At 66.7% G+C, this 15,978-nt stretch carries 17 protein-coding genes; 5 read left to right on the plus strand and 12 right to left on the minus strand.

Going from position 1 to position 15,978, the window contains the following annotated elements; translation table 11 throughout:
• Positions 1 to 278: 278 nt before the first annotated feature.
• Together F1C58_RS10945 and F1C58_RS10950 are read left to right on the plus strand one after the other, a co-directional pair.
• A complete protein-coding gene (locus tag F1C58_RS10945; protein WP_185201141.1) occupies positions 279 to 2,264 on the plus strand; it encodes a DivIVA domain-containing protein in 1,986 nt (661 codons plus the stop codon).
• A 41-nt stretch (positions 2,265 to 2,305) separates the two neighbouring features.
• Positions 2,306 to 3,358 (plus strand): AI-2E family transporter, encoded by a 1,053-nt coding sequence (locus F1C58_RS10950; protein ID WP_185201142.1) that lies wholly within the window; start codon positions 2,306 to 2,308, stop codon positions 3,356 to 3,358.
• Positions 3,359 to 3,413: 55 nt separating this feature from the next.
• Here F1C58_RS10950 and F1C58_RS10955 read toward each other — a convergent pair whose 3' ends face one another.
• The 10 genes from F1C58_RS10955 to rpsB form a co-directional block, all read right to left on the minus strand.
• Positions 3,414 to 4,139: an alpha/beta hydrolase gene (locus tag F1C58_RS10955; RefSeq protein ID WP_185201143.1), complete on the minus strand. Its 726-nt coding sequence runs from the start codon at positions 4,137 to 4,139 to the stop codon at positions 3,414 to 3,416.
• Positions 4,136 to 4,435, minus strand: a complete 300-nt coding sequence (locus F1C58_RS10960; protein ID WP_185201144.1) for a hypothetical protein — start codon at positions 4,433 to 4,435, stop codon at positions 4,136 to 4,138. The genes F1C58_RS10955 and F1C58_RS10960 overlap by 4 nt, the downstream gene beginning before the upstream one ends.
• Positions 4,436 to 4,473: 38 nt before the next feature.
• On the minus strand, positions 4,474 to 6,258 hold the full coding sequence (locus tag F1C58_RS10965; protein ID WP_185201145.1) for a sodium:proton antiporter: 1,785 nt from the start codon (positions 6,256 to 6,258) through the stop codon (positions 4,474 to 4,476).
• Positions 6,259 to 6,298: 40 nt separating this feature from the next.
• On the minus strand, positions 6,299 to 6,856 hold the full coding sequence (locus F1C58_RS10970; protein ID WP_255461075.1) for a transglycosylase SLT domain-containing protein: 558 nt from the start codon (positions 6,854 to 6,856) through the stop codon (positions 6,299 to 6,301).
• Positions 6,857 to 6,977: 121 nt separating this feature from the next.
• The gene (locus F1C58_RS10975) at positions 6,978 to 7,529 is read right to left on the minus strand and encodes a DivIVA domain-containing protein (protein WP_185201146.1); all 552 of its coding nucleotides are present in this window, start codon (positions 7,527 to 7,529) and stop codon (positions 6,978 to 6,980) included.
• Between the two features lie 35 nt (positions 7,530 to 7,564).
• A complete protein-coding gene (locus F1C58_RS10980; RefSeq protein WP_185201147.1) occupies positions 7,565 to 8,545 on the minus strand; it encodes a phosphatidate cytidylyltransferase in 981 nt (326 codons plus the stop codon).
• Complete coding sequence (gene frr, locus F1C58_RS10985; RefSeq protein ID WP_185201148.1) at positions 8,546 to 9,100, minus strand: ribosome recycling factor; 555 nt, start codon at positions 9,098 to 9,100, stop codon at positions 8,546 to 8,548.
• Between the two features lie 68 nt (positions 9,101 to 9,168).
• Complete coding sequence (gene pyrH, locus F1C58_RS10990; RefSeq protein WP_185201149.1) at positions 9,169 to 9,882, minus strand: UMP kinase; 714 nt, start codon at positions 9,880 to 9,882, stop codon at positions 9,169 to 9,171.
• A 218-nt stretch (positions 9,883 to 10,100) separates the two neighbouring features.
• A complete protein-coding gene (tsf, locus tag F1C58_RS10995; RefSeq protein ID WP_185201150.1) occupies positions 10,101 to 10,928 on the minus strand; it encodes a translation elongation factor Ts in 828 nt (275 codons plus the stop codon).
• An 11-nt stretch (positions 10,929 to 10,939) separates the two neighbouring features.
• The gene (gene rpsB / locus F1C58_RS11000; protein WP_185201151.1) at positions 10,940 to 12,070 is read right to left on the minus strand and encodes a 30S ribosomal protein S2; all 1,131 of its coding nucleotides are present in this window, start codon (positions 12,068 to 12,070) and stop codon (positions 10,940 to 10,942) included.
• A 328-nt stretch (positions 12,071 to 12,398) separates the two neighbouring features.
• Between rpsB and F1C58_RS11005 the strand changes: the two genes are divergently transcribed.
• Together F1C58_RS11005 and F1C58_RS11010 are read left to right on the plus strand one after the other, a co-directional pair.
• A complete protein-coding gene (locus F1C58_RS11005) occupies positions 12,399 to 12,944 on the plus strand; it encodes a M23 family metallopeptidase (RefSeq protein WP_185201152.1) in 546 nt (181 codons plus the stop codon).
• Positions 12,945 to 12,974: 30 nt separating this feature from the next.
• Positions 12,975 to 13,331, plus strand: a complete 357-nt coding sequence (locus tag F1C58_RS11010; RefSeq protein WP_185201153.1) for a hypothetical protein — start codon at positions 12,975 to 12,977, stop codon at positions 13,329 to 13,331.
• A 219-nt stretch (positions 13,332 to 13,550) separates the two neighbouring features.
• On the opposite strand, the gene F1C58_RS11015 is transcribed toward F1C58_RS11010, so the two are convergent.
• A complete protein-coding gene (locus tag F1C58_RS11015; RefSeq protein ID WP_185201154.1) occupies positions 13,551 to 14,453 on the minus strand; it encodes a tyrosine recombinase XerC in 903 nt (300 codons plus the stop codon).
• A gap of 146 nt (positions 14,454 to 14,599) precedes the next feature.
• Complete coding sequence (locus tag F1C58_RS11020) at positions 14,600 to 15,559, minus strand: metallophosphoesterase (RefSeq protein WP_185201155.1); 960 nt, start codon at positions 15,557 to 15,559, stop codon at positions 14,600 to 14,602.
• 107 nt (positions 15,560 to 15,666) lie between these two features.
• Here F1C58_RS11020 and F1C58_RS11025 point away from each other — a divergent pair, with 107 nt between their 5' ends.
• A complete protein-coding gene (locus tag F1C58_RS11025; protein WP_185201156.1) occupies positions 15,667 to 15,909 on the plus strand; it encodes a hypothetical protein in 243 nt (80 codons plus the stop codon).
• Positions 15,910 to 15,978: the final 69 nt, after the last annotated feature.

Here is a 15,978-nt window from a genome sequence, read left to right on the forward strand (position 1 = left end):
CACCGCCGCCTCCAGCGCTCGAGCGGCGGAGGGCGACATCGGGTGACGCCGTGAGGCCCGTAGGACTGACTGAAAAGTCCGTGTGGCAACAGGCAAAGACGTTCCAGAATAGCCTAGCGACCCTGAGAACCGTCTCACCATAGCCACCAGACCCCCGTAAACAGGGCGTTCTGGCCCCCGAAACGGGCCGGGGCGCGGCCGTACTCTCACGCTAAACTCGGATGGTTCCGGCCACGACTCTGCTCGCGCCCGGGCGAAATCACTCACGAGGAGACAGCGTGGCCACTGACGACGAGACCTTCACCACGGCGATGCGCGGGTACAACCGCGACGAGGTGGACAGTGCGATCCAGGACCTCCGGCGCGAGCTGATCAAGGCCAACAGCGACAAGGCCGAAGCGGCCAAGGAGCTCAAACGCCTTCATGCGACCGTCGACGACCTCCAGGCCGAGATCGAAGAGACCGGCAGCCCCACCTACAGCGGGCTGGGCACCAAACTCGAGAACACCCTCCGCGTCGCCGAGGAACAGTCGACGCGGCTCATCAGCCAGGCCGACATCGACGCCGAGAAATTGCGCAGCGGCGTGCAGGCCGAGGTCACCAAGCTGCGCACCGACGCGATGGAGAGCGCCGACAAGAGCGTCGCCGACGCGCATGCCACGGTCGGTCGCATCCTCGATTCGGCGAATTCCGAGGCCTCCGAGCTGTTGGAGCGCACTCGCGCCGAAGCCGAGACGATCACGCAGGACGCCCTGCGGGACGCCGCCGCGATCCGGGGCGCCGTCGCCACCGAGGCCGCGGAGGCTCGCGCCACCGCCAAACGCGAATCCGCCGCCGTCCGCGCCGAGGCGGAGCGGGAGGCCGCAGAACTCAAGGCCGTCGCCACGCGGGAGATGAGCGAGGCGCGGGATGCCGCCGCCGCGCTCGCCCGGGAGACGGAGCTCGGTCGCACCGAGTTCACCAGCGAAGCCGAGAAGCAGTGGGGCGACCTGGCGCGCGACACCGAACAGCAGCGCACCGATCTCGAACGGGACACACTGGCGGCACGCATCGAGCTGGAGCGTTCCACGGAGACCCAGCGTGCCGAGTTGGCCCGCGAGATCGATGAGGCTCGCACCGCATTCGAACTCGACAGCACCGAGAAGCGCAATGTGCTCGAGAACGAAATGGCGGATGCCCACAACGCCCTCGCCCGACGCACCGCCGAGACCCGCGCCGCCCTCGAACAGGAGACCACCGCCGCTCGCATCGCGCTCGAACAGGAGACCGACGCTGCGCGCACGGCGCTCGAACAGGAGACCGACGCTGCGCGCACGGCGCTCGAACAGCAGACGGAGGCGGATCGGGTCGCGCTCGAACAGCAGACTGCAGCCGCTCGCGCCGCCCTAGAACAGGAGACCACCGCCGCTCGCGATGCACTGGCCCTCGACACCGCCACGACGCGGGATGCCCTCGAGCAGGAGACAACGGCCGCTCGCGCCGCCATCGCACAGGAGACCGCCGCAGCCGACGCGAAGGTGCAGCAGGATCGCTCGGCCGCTGCCGCCACCATCACGCAGGACGCGAAGGCGGCAAAGGCCAAGCTCGCCCTCGAGGTCAAGCGCGCCCGCGCCGAGCTCGAGCAGGAGACCACCGAGGCACGCGCGAAACTCGAGGCGGAGCTTGCCGCAGCGCGCGCCGAGCTCGAGCACGACGTCGAAGAACAGCGCACCAATGTCGCCCGCGAAGTGGAGCAGTTGCGCGCGGATGTCACCCGCGAGGTCGAACAGACCCGTGCCTCGCTCATCCACGACACCGCCGAGGCACGCAACCGACTCGCCCTCGACTCCGAGCAGGCGCGCACCGACCTCGACGTGGAGCTCAAGGCACGCCGGGACGAGGCCGAGAAGGAGTTCCTGACGAAGCACCAGGAGGCCGTCGCCCAGACCCAGAAATACCTCGACGAGGCGAATGCCCAGCTGGCCGACGCCATCCGGATCACCGGAGAGAAGCGCGCGGAAGCCGACGCGATCGATGTCGATGCCAAGGCCGAGGCGCGCGAGCTGCGCGATCGCTCGGGCAACGAGGCCGCGGAGATCATCTCCAACGCCGAGGCTCGTGCCAAGGCGATGATCAAGGATGCCGACAAGCGCACCGCAGATCTCGTCGCGGATGCCGAAGAGCGACTGTCCCAGATCCGCATCGAACGCGAGGCCGTGGCGGGTTACTTCGAGAGCCTCCGGACTGTACTGTCTCAGGCAGAGAAGGTTGCAACCGATAAGTAGCCTCTGAACGGGCAACCCTTCTTCTACTCACGGGAGTCGCAGTGAAGATCCAAAACGCCTTCCGTCTCGGCCTGCTCGGTGGGCTCGGAGTGCTCGTCGCTGTCGGCATCGGTGGTGCGGTGGCGTCGCTGTCGACGATTCTCACCTACATCGGGGCGGCACTGTTCGTCGCCCTCGGCATCGACCCGGCCGTCTCCTGGCTCGAGCGCCACAAGTTTCCCCGCTCGGTGGCCATTCTCACGGTGCTGATCGGCATTCTGGCCGTCTTCGTCGGGCTGATCTTCGCCGTCGTGCCGGTGATCGTCGACCAGGTGAACAACCTCATCTCGAGCCTTCCCGACTTCATCGCCACGGTGACGAGGGCGACCTGGATCAGGGACACCCAGAAGAGCCTTCCCGACTGGATCAACCTGAACGAGCTGATCACGCAGTCCGGCAATTGGTTGCGCAGCAACGTGTCGACCATCGGTGGCGGCCTGCTGTCGGTGGGTGTCGGTATCGCGAGTGGGGCGACCGGCTTCGTCATCATCCTGATCCTCACCCTCTACTTCGTCGCCTCGCTGTCCAATATGAAGCGCGGACTCTATCGCCTTGTTCCCGCCTCCAAGCGAGCCCGCTTCTCCGACCTCGCCGAGCAGATCAGCGCTTCCGTCGGCCGATACGTGGTTGGCCAGGGCACCATCGCCCTCGCCAACGGAGTCGCCAGCTTCCTCTTCCTGTCGATCGGGCAGCTCTTCGGAGCGAAGTACCCGGCGCTCTTCGCCTTCATCGCGTTCCTTTTCGCACTCGTACCGCTCGTCGGAACGCTCTCCGGCAGCATCCTGATCACCCTGAGCACCCTGCTTCTCGCCGGTCCCGGCCCGGCGCTCTGGGTGGGCGTCTACTACGTGATCTACATGCAGATCGAGGCATACGTGATCAACCCGCGAGTGATGAACCGTGCAGTGAAGGTGCCCGGCGCTATCGTGGTGATCGCCGCCCTCGCGGGCGGAGCGCTGCTCGGGATCCTCGGCGCGCTCATCGCCATCCCCGTGGCCGCCTCGGTGCTGTTGATCATCGACCAGGTGGTCGTGCCCCGGCAGAACGAGCTCTGAGCGATCCCGCACGAGCGTGCGCTGTTGAGCCGGCACGAGTGTTCTCAGGCGGGTCTCAGATCGTCGCCGGCCACACCTCTGGTAGGGGAAGCGCAGCGGGGTTGATCCGCTGGACCACCTCGCTCAGCACGCGGCGGGTCTGCGACTCCCCCACCCACAGGTGCTTTCCCCCCTCGACTGCCACGAGGTCGATCTCGGGCACTATCGCGAATCGAGCGGCCGCCTCGGCCGGGCGCAGATAGTCGTCGAGTTCGGGGATGAGCGCGACCAGTCGCTTGCCGCTCCCTGCCCAGGCGCCGATCTCGGCATCCGTCGCCCGGTGCAGCGGCGGGGAGAGCAGGATCGCCCCGTCGATGGGATGCTCCAGGCCGTATTTCAGCACGACCTCGGTGCCGAACGACCAGCCGAGCAGCCACGGGTGAGGCAGTCCGCGCGCCGCGATGAGATCCATCGCGGCCGCGAGGTCGTGCCGTTCGTCGATGCCCTCCCCGAAGGATCCACCCGAAGTGCCCCTGGGCGAGGAGACCCCGCGGAAATTGAACCGCAGCACCGCGAGGTCCGCAAGGGCGGGCAACCGGCCCGCGATCTTGCGGATGATGTGCGAGTCCATGAACCCGCCGGCGGTGGGCAGTGGATGCAGTGCGACGATAGTCGCGACCGGGTCGCGATCGAGGGGTAGCGAGAGTTCGCCGACCAGCGTGATTCCGTCGACGGTGTGCAGCTCTACCTCTTCGCGCCGGGCCGGCAACTCCACCCCGCCGCGGATCTCGACGCCCGTCACTTGATCTTCCAACAGTGCAGGTGCCAGTGTCGGCGGGCCGCCAGGTCTTCCGCCTCGCCCATCAGCCCATCCGCCCGCCAGGCCACGAGGTGAGCGGTTCCGGGGGCGATGTCGAGTCCGCAGCCCGGGCAGGTATAGGTCTTGCTCGCGGATGCGGCGGAAATCGATTGCACATTCCACAGGCCGTCGCGGCGGGACTCCGTGCGCAGGCTGCCGAAGAGAGCCCGCGAGATGTCGTAAGCCTCGTCATCCGCTCCCCCGGAGCGCGGTCCACGGGGGCGGTTCGAGCGGGGCATGATTCAACCCTAACCAGTGCCGAGGCCCGCGGCGGCCCTTACGACCCGCTCGGATTGTCGATCTGCTCGAGCCTGGTCTCTTCGAGATCCAGCATGGCCTGCGCGCGGGAGAGGATGCGTGAGGCATAGGTTCCGGCGCTGCGCGCGTCGAGGAGCGCCTCCCGCTCTGCCCTCAGCACTTCGCGTCGCAGAGTTCGATACTGCTGATGCGGAGAATTCACGAGCGCATCGGCACCCGCGCCGTGCTCGGCGCGTTCCCACGCCGATTCTGCACCGAGCAGGGTGTCGTGACGAACCCGCTCGATGACCTCCGGGTCCACGACGTCGTCGCCCGGCAATTCGAGCCGCGGGCTCTCCAACACCGACACCCCGGCCTCGCTCATCGCGTCGAGAAGTGTCGCGAGCTCCCGACGGTCGGCGGCCCGGTCCGTGCCGCGGATGCCGCTGACGCGGATCAGCCAGGGAAGGGTGCCACCCTGCAGCAGCAGTGTCGTGATCGCCACGGTGAAGGCCACGAGAATGAGCTGCTCCCGGTAGGGGAAACTGCCGTCGGCGGGCAGCGATTGCGCCGCAGCGAGCGTGACGACCCCGCGCATCCCCGACCAGGACAGGATGACTCCGCCCTTCCATCCGAAGCCCTCTTCACGTAATTGCGTGAGGTCTGTCGCGCGACGGTTGTAGACCCTGGTGGCGCGCTGCCGGCTGCGCTCGAGCCGGGCATCCTGGCTGGCTCGGCCCCTCACCCGTTCGATGGCCTGGGCGAAACGTCGGTTTCTGCGCTCCTTGTGCTCGTTGTGGCGCTGGAGCCACCACAGCAATGGGCCGACGAAGAGGAATCGGATGCCGATGATGACCGCGGTCATCAGCAGTCCGACATAGACGGAATCGATGGCGGGGAACAGCTTGGGATCCACCGATTCCACGATCCGGCGGATCTGCAGCCCCATGAGCAGGAAGACCCCGTTCTCCACGACGAACTGCGCCGTGCGCCAATTGAGCCGCTCGCTGATGCGCGCCTGCGGGGTGAAGTGGCGCGCGCTGCTGTGGCCGGCATACAGACCGGCGACCACGACGGCAAGCACTCCCGATGCGCCGAGCTCTTCGGCCGGGATGAACGCGATGAACGGCACGGCGAAAGAGATCGCAGTGTCGAGCACCGGGTCCCGCAGCTTCGACCGCAGGAACACCGTTACGAAGCCGATCACGAGGCCGACGACGATGGCCACGACCACCGCGAAGCCGAAGTCGCTGATCACTCCCCCGATATTGACGGTGGTGACCCCGGCGACGATCGCCGAGGCGGCCGCGACGGCCGACCGCAGCAGCACGAGCGCTGTCGCGTCATTGACCAGGCTCTCTCCCTCGAGAATCGTGATCAGCCGAGGAGGAAGCCCGAGCCGCTTTCCCAGCGACGTGGCGGCGACGGCATCCGTCGGGCTGATGACCGCACCGAGCGCCACGGCAGCGGCGAAATTGAGGTCGGGGAAGATCAGGTAGAGCAGCGAGCCGGTGATGAAAGCGGATGCGACCACGAGCAGCACCGACAGCGCGGAGATCGTGTTCAGGTTGCGCCGGAAGTCGACGAGGGGCACGTTGATCGCCGCGGCATACAGCAGCGGGGGCAAGAGGCCGACGAGGATGACCTCGGGGGGAAGTGCGAAGTCGGCCGGAAACCCCGGAAGGTAGCTCCCACCGATGCCGAGCACCACCAGGATGAGGGGCGAGGCTACCCCCAGCTTCTTCGAGAAGGCCGCGACGACGACAATGGTGACGATGCCGATGACTCCCAGCGCGGCGAACTGGGCGAATTGCGGGGAGTCCATCAAGCCATTTTACCGGCGCAGACGGGGCTTTCAGAGCGGGTCAGTACCAGCCCGTTGACTGACTGTGGCCCCACGCGCCACAGGGAGTGCCGTAGCGAGCCGCGATGTAGCCGAGCCCCCAGGAGATCTGGGTGGCGGGGTTGGTGGCCCAGTCGGCGCCCGCAGAGGCCATCTTGGATCCCGGGAGCGCCTGGGGGATGCCGTAGGCACCGCTCGGGTTGGCCGCGTACACGTTCCAGTGCGACTCTCGGTTGAACAGTGCGACGAGGCAGGCGAACTGGTCTTCGCCCCACCCGCGAGCGAGAACCATGTCGTGGCCGATGGCCTGGGCCGAACCCGGATCCGGCGTTCCGACGGCCGGTGCCCCGGCGGCCCGCACGACGATGACCGGCTCTTTCTTCTTCTCGGTGACCTTGTAGCTGTCGCGGACGACCGTGGCCCGCGTGACATCTGCGATCTCCAGGGTCTGCACGGGTCCCTTGGACGTCTGGGTCGCGGCGAAGGAATTCTGCACCTGGTCGGGGGCGATCGTGAGAGCCAGGATCAGGCCGGCCGCGGCGAGGAAGGAGAAGATCGGCAGGAGTCGACGTGTGCGCAATTGGTGCCCCTGAGCAGCGACCCCGGCTCGACGTGATGCGGCCTGGGGCGAGGAATCCTGCGATCGCCTACCCATAGAAAGAAGAGTTTAGCCGACGGGATGGCAAAAAGCCCATCCGCGGTCAGCGGACCGCCAGCATCACGTTGACGACGGCGTCGAGAAGCAGGTCTACCTGCGCCTCGCGGTAGCCGCCCTTCTTGGGGCGGAAGGCCACGGTGCGCACCTCGTCGATGCTCATCGGACGACCATCCTGGAAGTAGTTGGTGAGGCGGGTGGCGAAGGCATCCACATCGGCCCGGTGATAGCCGTTCGCGAGGAATCCCACCCGGTCGAAGCGGTGGCCGACCGGTCGGGCGAGTCGATCGAGGATCTCCCGCGCGATGGTGCGGGCCTCGGTGTACCACGCCTCGTCCCCGCGGTCCTGAATGGCGCGCTCCCGCTCTCGGCTGGCGAAGGCATCTTCGAGGCGCTCCAGCGCCGCATCGACGTGAGAAGGCGAGTAGCCGCCCTTCTCCAACGTGAAGGCCATGCGGCGGATGTTCGTGGCGTTCACCACCGTCGGCTCGGTCGAGTCGGCGGAGTAGGCGCGACGCGCCTCCTCGAGGAAGTCTTCGACCTGGTCGACGCTGTAGCCGCGGCGGGACTTGCGGATGCGGGGGAACGTTGTACTCACGCGACCATTGTGCCTTACCCGTCAGGCGAAATCGGTCAGCTGAAGATCACGAACAGCACGTAGGCCGCTGCCGCGCTCGGCAGGATCGAGTCGAGCCGGTCGAGGAAGCCGCCATGGCCGGGGAGCCAGGTGCTGATGTCTTTGATGCCGAGGTCGCGCTTGATGAGCGACTCGGTGAGGTCACCGATCGTGCCGGTGAACACCATGACCGCGCCGAAGATCAGGCCGAACCACCACGGCTCCTGGAGCATGAAGACGGAGACGATCACGCCGGCGACGAGGGCGGTGAGCACCGATCCGGCGAAACCCTCCCAGGTCTTCTTCGGGCTGATGCGGGGCGCCATGGGATGTTTCCCGAACAGGAGGCCCGAGGCGTAGGCCCCGATATCCACGGAGATCACCACGAGCAGGAAGGCGAGGGCCCACCACTCTCCACCCTTCTGCGCGGCGAGAAGCACGGCGAAGCTACCGAGGAACGGCACATAGACCTGGACGAAGGTGCCGGCCGCGACATCCTTCCACAGGTCCTGGGCGTTGGCCTTGTGGTGCTTGCCGAGACTCTCGGCCAGTCGCCAGACGGCCACGAAGACGATGCCGCCGAGCACGACGAGCCACCGGCACTGATCTTCGAGGTAGAAGGCGGCCGGCACCGAAGCGAGCCCCGCGACGACGCTGGGCCAGCGGGGAACGTCGCGACCCGCGAACCGCAGAGCACTCGCGAGCTCGAAGGTCGTGAACGCGATCAACGCGCCCGTGAAGATCATGAAGAGCGCCTTGATGAAGATGAGGCTGCCGATGAGCAACACGCCGAGCCCCACCCCGATGAGGATGGCGAGCGGCAGGTTGCGACCGGTGCGCGCCTCGATCTTCACCGTCGTGGCATCGATCTGCGCCCGCGTCGCCGCAACCTGCGCCTTGAACTCTTCTTCGAGCACGTGAGCGCGCGCCTCGATCTCGTCGCGCTTGGTTCGACCGCGACTCTTCTTCGCGGGAGCTCCCTCGGCTGGCTCAGTCATTCAAACCTCGAGCAGCTCGGCTTCCTTCTTCTTCAGGGCATCCTCGATCGCGTCGATGTGCGTCTTCGTCACCGACTCGAGCTCCTTCTCACCCCTGGCCACTTCGTCGTCGCCGACCTCGGACTTGAGAGCGTCCAGGTCGTCCTTGGCCTTGCGACGGATGTTGCGGATCGAGACCTTGGAATCCTCGCCCTTGGCGCGCACGATCTTCACGAACTCGCGGCGACGTTCCTCGGTGAGTTCCGGCAGCGTCGCGCGGATGATTGTGCCGTCGTTGCCCACGTTCGCCCCGAGGTTCGGCGCGGTGGCGATCGCACGCTCGATCTCCTTGAGGGCACCCTTGTCGTAGGGCGTGATCACGAGGGTGCGGGCTTCGGGGTTGTTCATCCCCGCGAGCTGGCCGAGCGGAGTCGGGGTGCCGTAGTAGTCCACGAGGATCTTCTGGAACAGAGCCGGGTTGGCGCGGCCGGTGCGCACGTTGCTGAAGTCGTCTTTCGCGGCTTCGACGGACTTGTGCATCTTGTCTTTGGCTTCTGCCAGCACATCGGAAATCACGAGAGGTCTCCTTCGAGGGGGATCGGACTTGTTTGAGTTTAGTTGGAGACGCGTTTGCGCGAGACCAGCTAATTGGACACGAGGGTGCCGAGGCGATCGCCGCGGATGGCTGCGGTCACGTTGCCGTGCGGCTCCATACCGAAGACGACCATGGGCATCTTGTTGTCCATGCAGAGGCTGAACGCCGTCGAGTCCACGACCTTGAGACCCTTGACGAGGGCCTCCTGGTACGTGACGTGCTCCAGCTTCTTCGCTTCGCTGTTGGTGCGAGGGTCGGAGTCGTACACGCCGTCCACTCCGTTCTTGGCCAGGAGCACGACATCCGCGCTGATCTCTAGGGCCCGCTGGGCTGCGACGGTGTCGGTGGAGAAGTAGGGCAGACCGGCGCCGGCGCCGAAGATGACGACCCGGCCCTTCTCCAGGTGACGCTCTGCGCGTCGTGGGATGTACGGCTCGGCGACCTGGGTCATCGAGATGGCGGACTGCACGCGGGTCGCCGCCCCGGCCTGCTCGAGGAAGTCCTGCAGGGCGAGCGCGTTCATCACGGTGCCGAGCATGCCCATGTAGTCGGCCCGGCCACGGTCCATGCCGCGCTGGCTGAGTTCGGCTCCCCGGAAGAAGTTGCCGCCTCCGACGACGATGGCGACCTCGACATCCGTCGCCGCTGCCGCGATCTCCTTCGCAAGCGAACTGACCACGTCGGGATTGACACCGAGGGAGCCACCGCCGAAGGACTCTCCGGAGAGCTTCAGCAGAACCCGTCTCTTGCGCGCGTCTGTCATGCCTGCTCCTTCAGTTGTGGCCCTGTTCAGGCTACCGGATGGTCGGGCGGGCGCTGGGCGTGCACGGCGTTCTGGGTGTGCGTCGTCGTGCACAGTGCTTCGCGACGGTGCTCGATCGGATTCGACCTGGCGGCGTGCACACGCGCCCGGCCCGGGCACACACGAAGGAGCCCGGACCGCGTACGCGATCCGGGCTCCTTCGAGGTGTTGCAGGAGGGCTAGGCGCCGACCTTGAAGCGGGCGAACCCGGTAACGGTGAGGCCGGCATCCTTCAGCACGGTGGCGACGGACTGCTTGTTGTCCCGTGCGTAGTCCTGCTCGGGCAGAACGACCTGCTTGAAGAAGCCGTTCACGCGACCCTCGATGATCTTCGGAAGAGCTGCTTCCGGCTTGCCCTCGCCGCGGCCGATCTCCTCGACGATGCGACGCTCGGACTCGACCTGCTCGGCCGGAACCTCGTCGCGAGACAGGTACAGCGGGTCGGCGAACGAGATGTGCTGCGCGATGCTGCGGGCGGTCTCTGCATCGTCACCCGAGTATCCGACGACCACGCCCACCTGCGGGGGCAGGTCCTTGTTGGTCTTGTGCAGGTACACGGCGAACTTCTCGCCCGAGATGACGGCAACGCGGCGCAGAACGATCTTCTCGCCGAGGATGGCGGCTTCGTTGCTGATCAGGTCGGCCACGGTCTCCGAGCCGACGGGGGCCGCGAGGCCCTCTTCGGGAGTGGATGCCCCGGCCGCGACGATCGCGTCGAGCACGGTCTCGCCCAGGGTCACGAACTTCGCGCCCTTCGCAACGAAATCGGTCTCGCAGGACAGCTCGATGAGCGTCGTGGTCGCGCCGTTCTCCTTCGCCGCGACGAGTCCCTCGCTGGTGGAGCGGTCGGCGCGCTTGGCGTTGCCCTTGGCACCCTTCAGGCGCAGCAGTTCGGTGGCCTTGTCGAGGTCACCGCCGGCTTCGACGAGAGCGTTCTTGGTTTCGACCATGCCGGTGCCGAGGCGCTCGCGCAGGGTCTTGAGGTCTTCAAGGCTGAAATCTGCCATGTCGGCTTCCTTTACTTCTTGGCGGCAGCAGGCTTTGCTGCAGCCGGCTTCGATGCGGCCGGCTTCTTGTCGGCCTTCTTGTCATCAGCGGTCTTGTCATTCGCGGTCTTGGCGTCGGCGGGGTGAGCCTTCTCGGCGTCAGTCGCTTCGGCCTCGATCTTGGCCTCGGCCTCCTCGTCGGAGACGACGTGGTGCTCGGGAACGATGGTCGCGTCAGCGGCGGCCTCGTGCTCGGCGACGACGGCATCCGCGTCGTTCTCTTCGACAGGAACCTCGGAGGCGATGACCTCGGCGACTGCCGCGGTGTTCGACTCGGTCGAGCCGACAAGGCCGTCGACGGCCTCGATCTTCTCGGCCTCGGTGGACGGGGTCTCGGATGCTCCGAGGAGTTCCGCTTCCCACTCGGCGAGAGGCTCGACGGCGGAGACGTTGCCCGTGCCCTCTTCGGCCTTCTGGTGGCGCTGGATGAGGCCCTCGGCCGCGGCATCCGCAATGATGCGGGTGAGCAGTCCGACGGAACGGATGGCGTCGTCGTTACCCGGGATCGGGTACTGCACCTCATCGGGGTCGCAGTTGGTGTCGAGGATCGCGATGACCGGGATACCGAGCTTGTGCGCCTCGTCGATCGCGAGGTGCTCCTTCTTGGTGTCGACGATCCAGATCGCAGACGGGGTCTTCGTGAGGTTGCGGATTCCCCCGAGCGAACGCTGCAGCTTCACGAGCTCGCGACGCTGGATGAGCAGCTCCTTCTTGGTGTAGCCGCGCGTGGTGTCGTCGAAGTCGATCTCTTCGAGCTCCTTCATGCGGGCGAGACGCTTGGAGACCGTCTGGAAGTTGGTGAGGAGGCCACCGAGCCAGCGCTGGTTGACGAAAGGCTGGCCGACGCGCTGCGCCTGCTCCGCGATCGAACCCTGAGCCTGCTTCTTGGTGCCGACGAAGAGGATGGTGCCCCCGTGGGCGACAGTCTCCTTGACGTAGTCATAGGTCTTGTCGATGTACTGCAACGACTGCTGCAGGTCGATGATGTGGCTGCCCGAACGCTCGGTCAGGATGAAACGCTTCATCTTCGGGTTCCAGCGGCGGGTCTGGTGTCCGAAGTGCACGCCGCTGTCGAGCAGCTGGCGGATGGTTACAACGGCCATGAGCCGTCTCCTTATCTGCGTCACACGCCCTTTCGGGCACGGCATGACGCTATTTCAGTTCGTTATGACCGCCGGTCGGCGGCCAATCCTGGTGCCCGGCACACGTCCGCCCGACCCGCTGATGCGAGTGGAGACTGGTGGAGGAGTGCCGCATCCGGGGATGCAGTGGGCACGCGTAGTCACCCCGCCAGAGCGGGATGCTTCGGAAAGTGTATCACCGGGTGGAGTTGATCCGCTCCCGTCCTCCCCCACGCTCCGGCCCGCCGTTCCACCCCCAGACTGAGGGATGCCGGCGCCGGCGCGCACTCTCCACGGAGATGCTGTTCGGGTGTTGTCCCCGTTCGCGGCCGCCCGGCCGACCCGGCTTAGTCGCCTGGTGATCCTGAGTGTTCTGCTGTCGGCATCGGTCTCCCCCGTGCCGGCGGTGGCGCATGCCGCGGCGGGGGCGACTTTCGACTGGGCCTGGCCGGTGGCTGCACCCCACCCGATCGTGAGGCCGTTCATCGCACCGGCGACCCCCTATGCAGCCGGGCACCGGGGAATCGACATCGCCGCGGCGGAGGGGTCCTCAGTCACCGCACCGACAGATGGTGTCGTGTATTTCGCGGGCGTTGTCGTCGATCGTCCCGTCCTCTCCATCCGGCATGCGGATGGTCTGGTCTCCAGCTACGAACCCGTCGAATCTGCGCTTCCGGCGGGCACTGCGATTGTTCGCGGGCAGCTCGTGGGACACGTTCTTTCCGGTCATTGCAGCCCCGCGTGCCTCCACTTCGGTGTTCGCCGCTACGGCGAGTATGTCTCGCCGCTCAACTATCTCGGGGGCATCCCGCCATCGGTGTTGCTGCCGACGAGAACACTGGCCCACCCGCCGTGACGCCCGCCGACGATGACTATCGTTGGAACAATGATCAGCCGACGCGATGCCGCCCAGCGCCTCGATATCCCGCTCGAGATGGCCCGACGACATGACATCCCCGGCTGGATCTCGGAAGAGGATCTCGCGGCGCTCGAGACGGATCCGCCGGCGTGGCTGCTGCAGTCCCGGGCGAACCGCACGGGGCGGCGACCGGTCTGGATACAGCTGACGTGTGACTTCTGCGGACGCACCGAATCGGCACGCCCCAAGAAGTGGTGGCCGCAGTTCACCTACCTCAGCTGTTCGGACCACGACATCTGGGATCTGCCCGAGCCGGCGGCCGGACTCGCGCGCCAGGAGTTCGATGAGATCGGCGGCGTCTTTGTCGGAGTCGTCGACAGCTGAGGCGGAGTCGAGCAGCGTCAGGTCCGTCGGAGCCGATCGGCCGCCGGGCCCTGGCGTGACCGCAGTGAGAGCCTGCGGGCATCCCTCGCAGACTGGCGTCAGCGGCGCGAATGCGTCGGGGCCACCAGCTGGTGGCGCACGCCGTAATCTGCCCGAGGGCGTATTCCGCGACCCGGAGAGCGCCCCATGGCGCACGCCGCCCTCAGGCACACGCCGGCGTCAGGCGCGCGGATGCGCCGATCGATAGCTCTCCTTGAGGCGCTCCGCGGAGACGTGCGTGTAGATCTGGGTCGTGCCGAGGCTGGCGTGGCCGAGCATCTCCTGCACGGCGCGAAGATCCGCGCCACCGTCGAGCAGGTGGGTCGCAGCCGTATGCCGGAGGGCGTGCGGACCGGACGGCCCGCTTCCCGGGATCGTGGACAGCAGAGTCGAAACGAGGGAGTAGACGGCGCGGGTGCCGAGCCGCGCTCCGCGACCGGAGAGGAAGAGAGCATCCGTCTCGACCACCGCCAGGACCGGGCGGGCGACAGCGAGGTAGCGCTCGATCGCCCGACTGGCGGGAACTCCGAACGGCACGACACGTTCCTTGGCACCTTTGCCGGTGACCCGCACCGTCAGTCGCTCGAAGTCGACACGGGAGATATCGAGACCGGTGACCTCGCTCACCCGAAGTGCCGAGGCATAGAGGAGTTCGATCACCGCGAGATCGCGGACGGCATTCGGATCGTCGGTTGCGGCGCGCTCTTCGAGGGTCGCGAGGATCCGTTGCATCTGCGCGCCGGTGAGAACACGGGGAAGGTGATGGTCGGAGCGAGGAGATTTGAGCCGGGATGCCGCGTCGCCGCTCACCCGGTTGGTCTTTGCGAGCCAGGAGGTGAGACCGCGCACCGCCGCCGACCGTCGCGCCAGAGTGGACCGCGCCAGGCCGGCCTGGGAACCCTGCCACAGCCAGTCCCTCAGCAGCTCGAGGGATACCTGATCGGCCTGATCGACACCGCGGGAGTGCGCGAATTCATTGAGCTGGCCAAGATCCGAGCGGTAGGAGCGCACGGTGTGCGCGCTGAAACCGCGCTCGGCGGCGAGATACACCGTGAAGTCGTCGACAGCGCGTTGCAGTTGCACGTCTCCATCGTGCTGCACGCCGATGCTTTCCAGCGGACGACCCGCTCGCGCGCGGCATTCACGCTTCCGTCAGCGGCGCCCGCCCAGAAAGTGCGGCCGCGGGTCTCTCACGCCGCTGCGGCACCGCGCAGAGAATGCGAGCGGGCTCAGGCCCGACCCTCCTCGACATCCGCGATCGACACGGTGGAGGACTTGTTCGAGAAGATGTCGAGCCGACGTTCCGGGCTGAGCGCTGCCATCTTCTCCACGAAGCCGGAACTGAAACCGCTCACCTGTGCGTGGTTGCCGATGGGAACAACCGAGTGCACGATCTGCTCGTCATAGACCTGCAGCAGGTTGAAGGATTGTCCTCCATCGATGCCCGACAGGGCGTGCGCCGGCGCGCTCAAGTCCATCGTGTAACACGTCGCCGCGGCGACCGAGACGGGGACGCCGGCAAAGATGCTGTGCGTGGCGTAGTGGAGGTGGCCGGCGAGGATCCCCCGCACATCCGTGCCCCGGATCACCTCGGCCAGTGCTGGTTGGCCCCGCAGCTCGAGCAGCGCCATGAGGTCGATCGGCGTCGGTATCGGCGGGTGATGGAGGGCGAGAAGGGTGCCGTGGGGAGCCGGGGTCGAGAGCTCGCTTCGGAGCCACTCGAGCTGCTGCACAGTGACATCCCCGTGGTGATACCCCGGCACCGTGCTGTCGAAGGCGATGATGCGCAGCCCGTCGATGTCGTGGACGCGGTCCTGCGGTCGTGGGGCAGCATCTGCTGTCGAGCGCTCGTCGTAGAGGTCTCTGGCAAACCGCTGCCGCTCGTCGTGATTGCCCATCACCCAGACCACAGTCGATCCCATCCGGGCCGCCGCCGGCTCGACGATCTGTCGGAGAGACTGGTAGGCGTCCTCCTCGGCGAGGTCCGTGAGGTCACCGGTGAAGACGATGGCCGCGGGAGTGGTCGCGGAGCGCTCCAGCTGTTCCAGAGCCCGCCGCAGGTTGTGGTGGGTGTCGATCTTGCCATAGAGAGCTCGCCCGCCGCCCCGTCCATCGGCACCGAGGAAGTGCGTATCGCTGAGGTGGGCGATCACGTGCGTGGGTGCGGGATACTGTCCGAACTGGATCACCCCTCCACCCTAGGGTTTCAGCCCCGGGTCGGAGACGTGTGGTCGACCTCGAACTTCGGGCACGGCCGATGTGCGCCGTCATCTCGATTGCGCGACATGATTGGCCCATGACCGAACCGTCCGGAGACCGAGACCGAGACCGATTCAACCCGGTGCTCTTCACCGCGCCCGTGATCCTCATCGTTGTGGGTCTAGTGATCCTCCTCCTGGTACCCGGCAGGGCACTCCTCGGAATTCTCGCCATCGCGCTGGCGATCGTGAGCGCCGTCACAACCGTCCGTCGCTATCGGAGAGACCGGTATCGCAAGGACCAACGCACGTCGCCGCCCGGTAGTCGGCCCGGGCGCTGACACTCCGATCCGGTCGCCGACCCGGGTGTTCGAGCTCCGAGCGGTGATACTCGGGTCAAGACTCCGGGG

The sequence above is a fragment of the Glaciihabitans sp. INWT7 genome (genome assembly GCF_014217685.1).
Classification (GTDB): Bacteria; Actinomycetota; Actinomycetes; order Actinomycetales; family Microbacteriaceae; genus Lacisediminihabitans.

What these genes read in the sequence shown, in the direction of transcription:
- F1C58_RS10960 (WP_185201144.1), bottom strand. Translation starts at nt 4,435, where the DNA reads ATGCCCCGCTCGAACCGCCCCCGTGGACCGCGCTCCGGGGGAGCGGAT.
- F1C58_RS10965 (WP_185201145.1), bottom strand. Translation starts at nt 6,258, where the DNA reads ATGGACTCCCCGCAATTCGCCCAGTTCGCCGCGCTGGGAGTCATCGGC.
- F1C58_RS10980 (WP_185201147.1), bottom strand. Translation starts at nt 8,545, where the DNA reads ATGACTGAGCCAGCCGAGGGAGCTCCCGCGAAGAAGAGTCGCGGTCGA.
- pyrH (WP_185201149.1), bottom strand. Translation starts at nt 9,882, where the DNA reads ATGACAGACGCGCGCAAGAGACGGGTTCTGCTGAAGCTCTCCGGAGAG.
- tsf (WP_185201150.1), bottom strand. Translation starts at nt 10,928, where the DNA reads ATGGCAGATTTCAGCCTTGAAGACCTCAAGACCCTGCGCGAGCGCCTC.
- rpsB (WP_185201151.1), bottom strand. Translation starts at nt 12,070, where the DNA reads ATGGCCGTTGTAACCATCCGCCAGCTGCTCGACAGCGGCGTGCACTTC.
- F1C58_RS11010 (WP_185201153.1), top strand. Translation starts at nt 12,975, where the DNA reads ATGATCAGCCGACGCGATGCCGCCCAGCGCCTCGATATCCCGCTCGAG.
- F1C58_RS11025 (WP_185201156.1), top strand. Translation starts at nt 15,667, where the DNA reads ATGACCGAACCGTCCGGAGACCGAGACCGAGACCGATTCAACCCGGTG.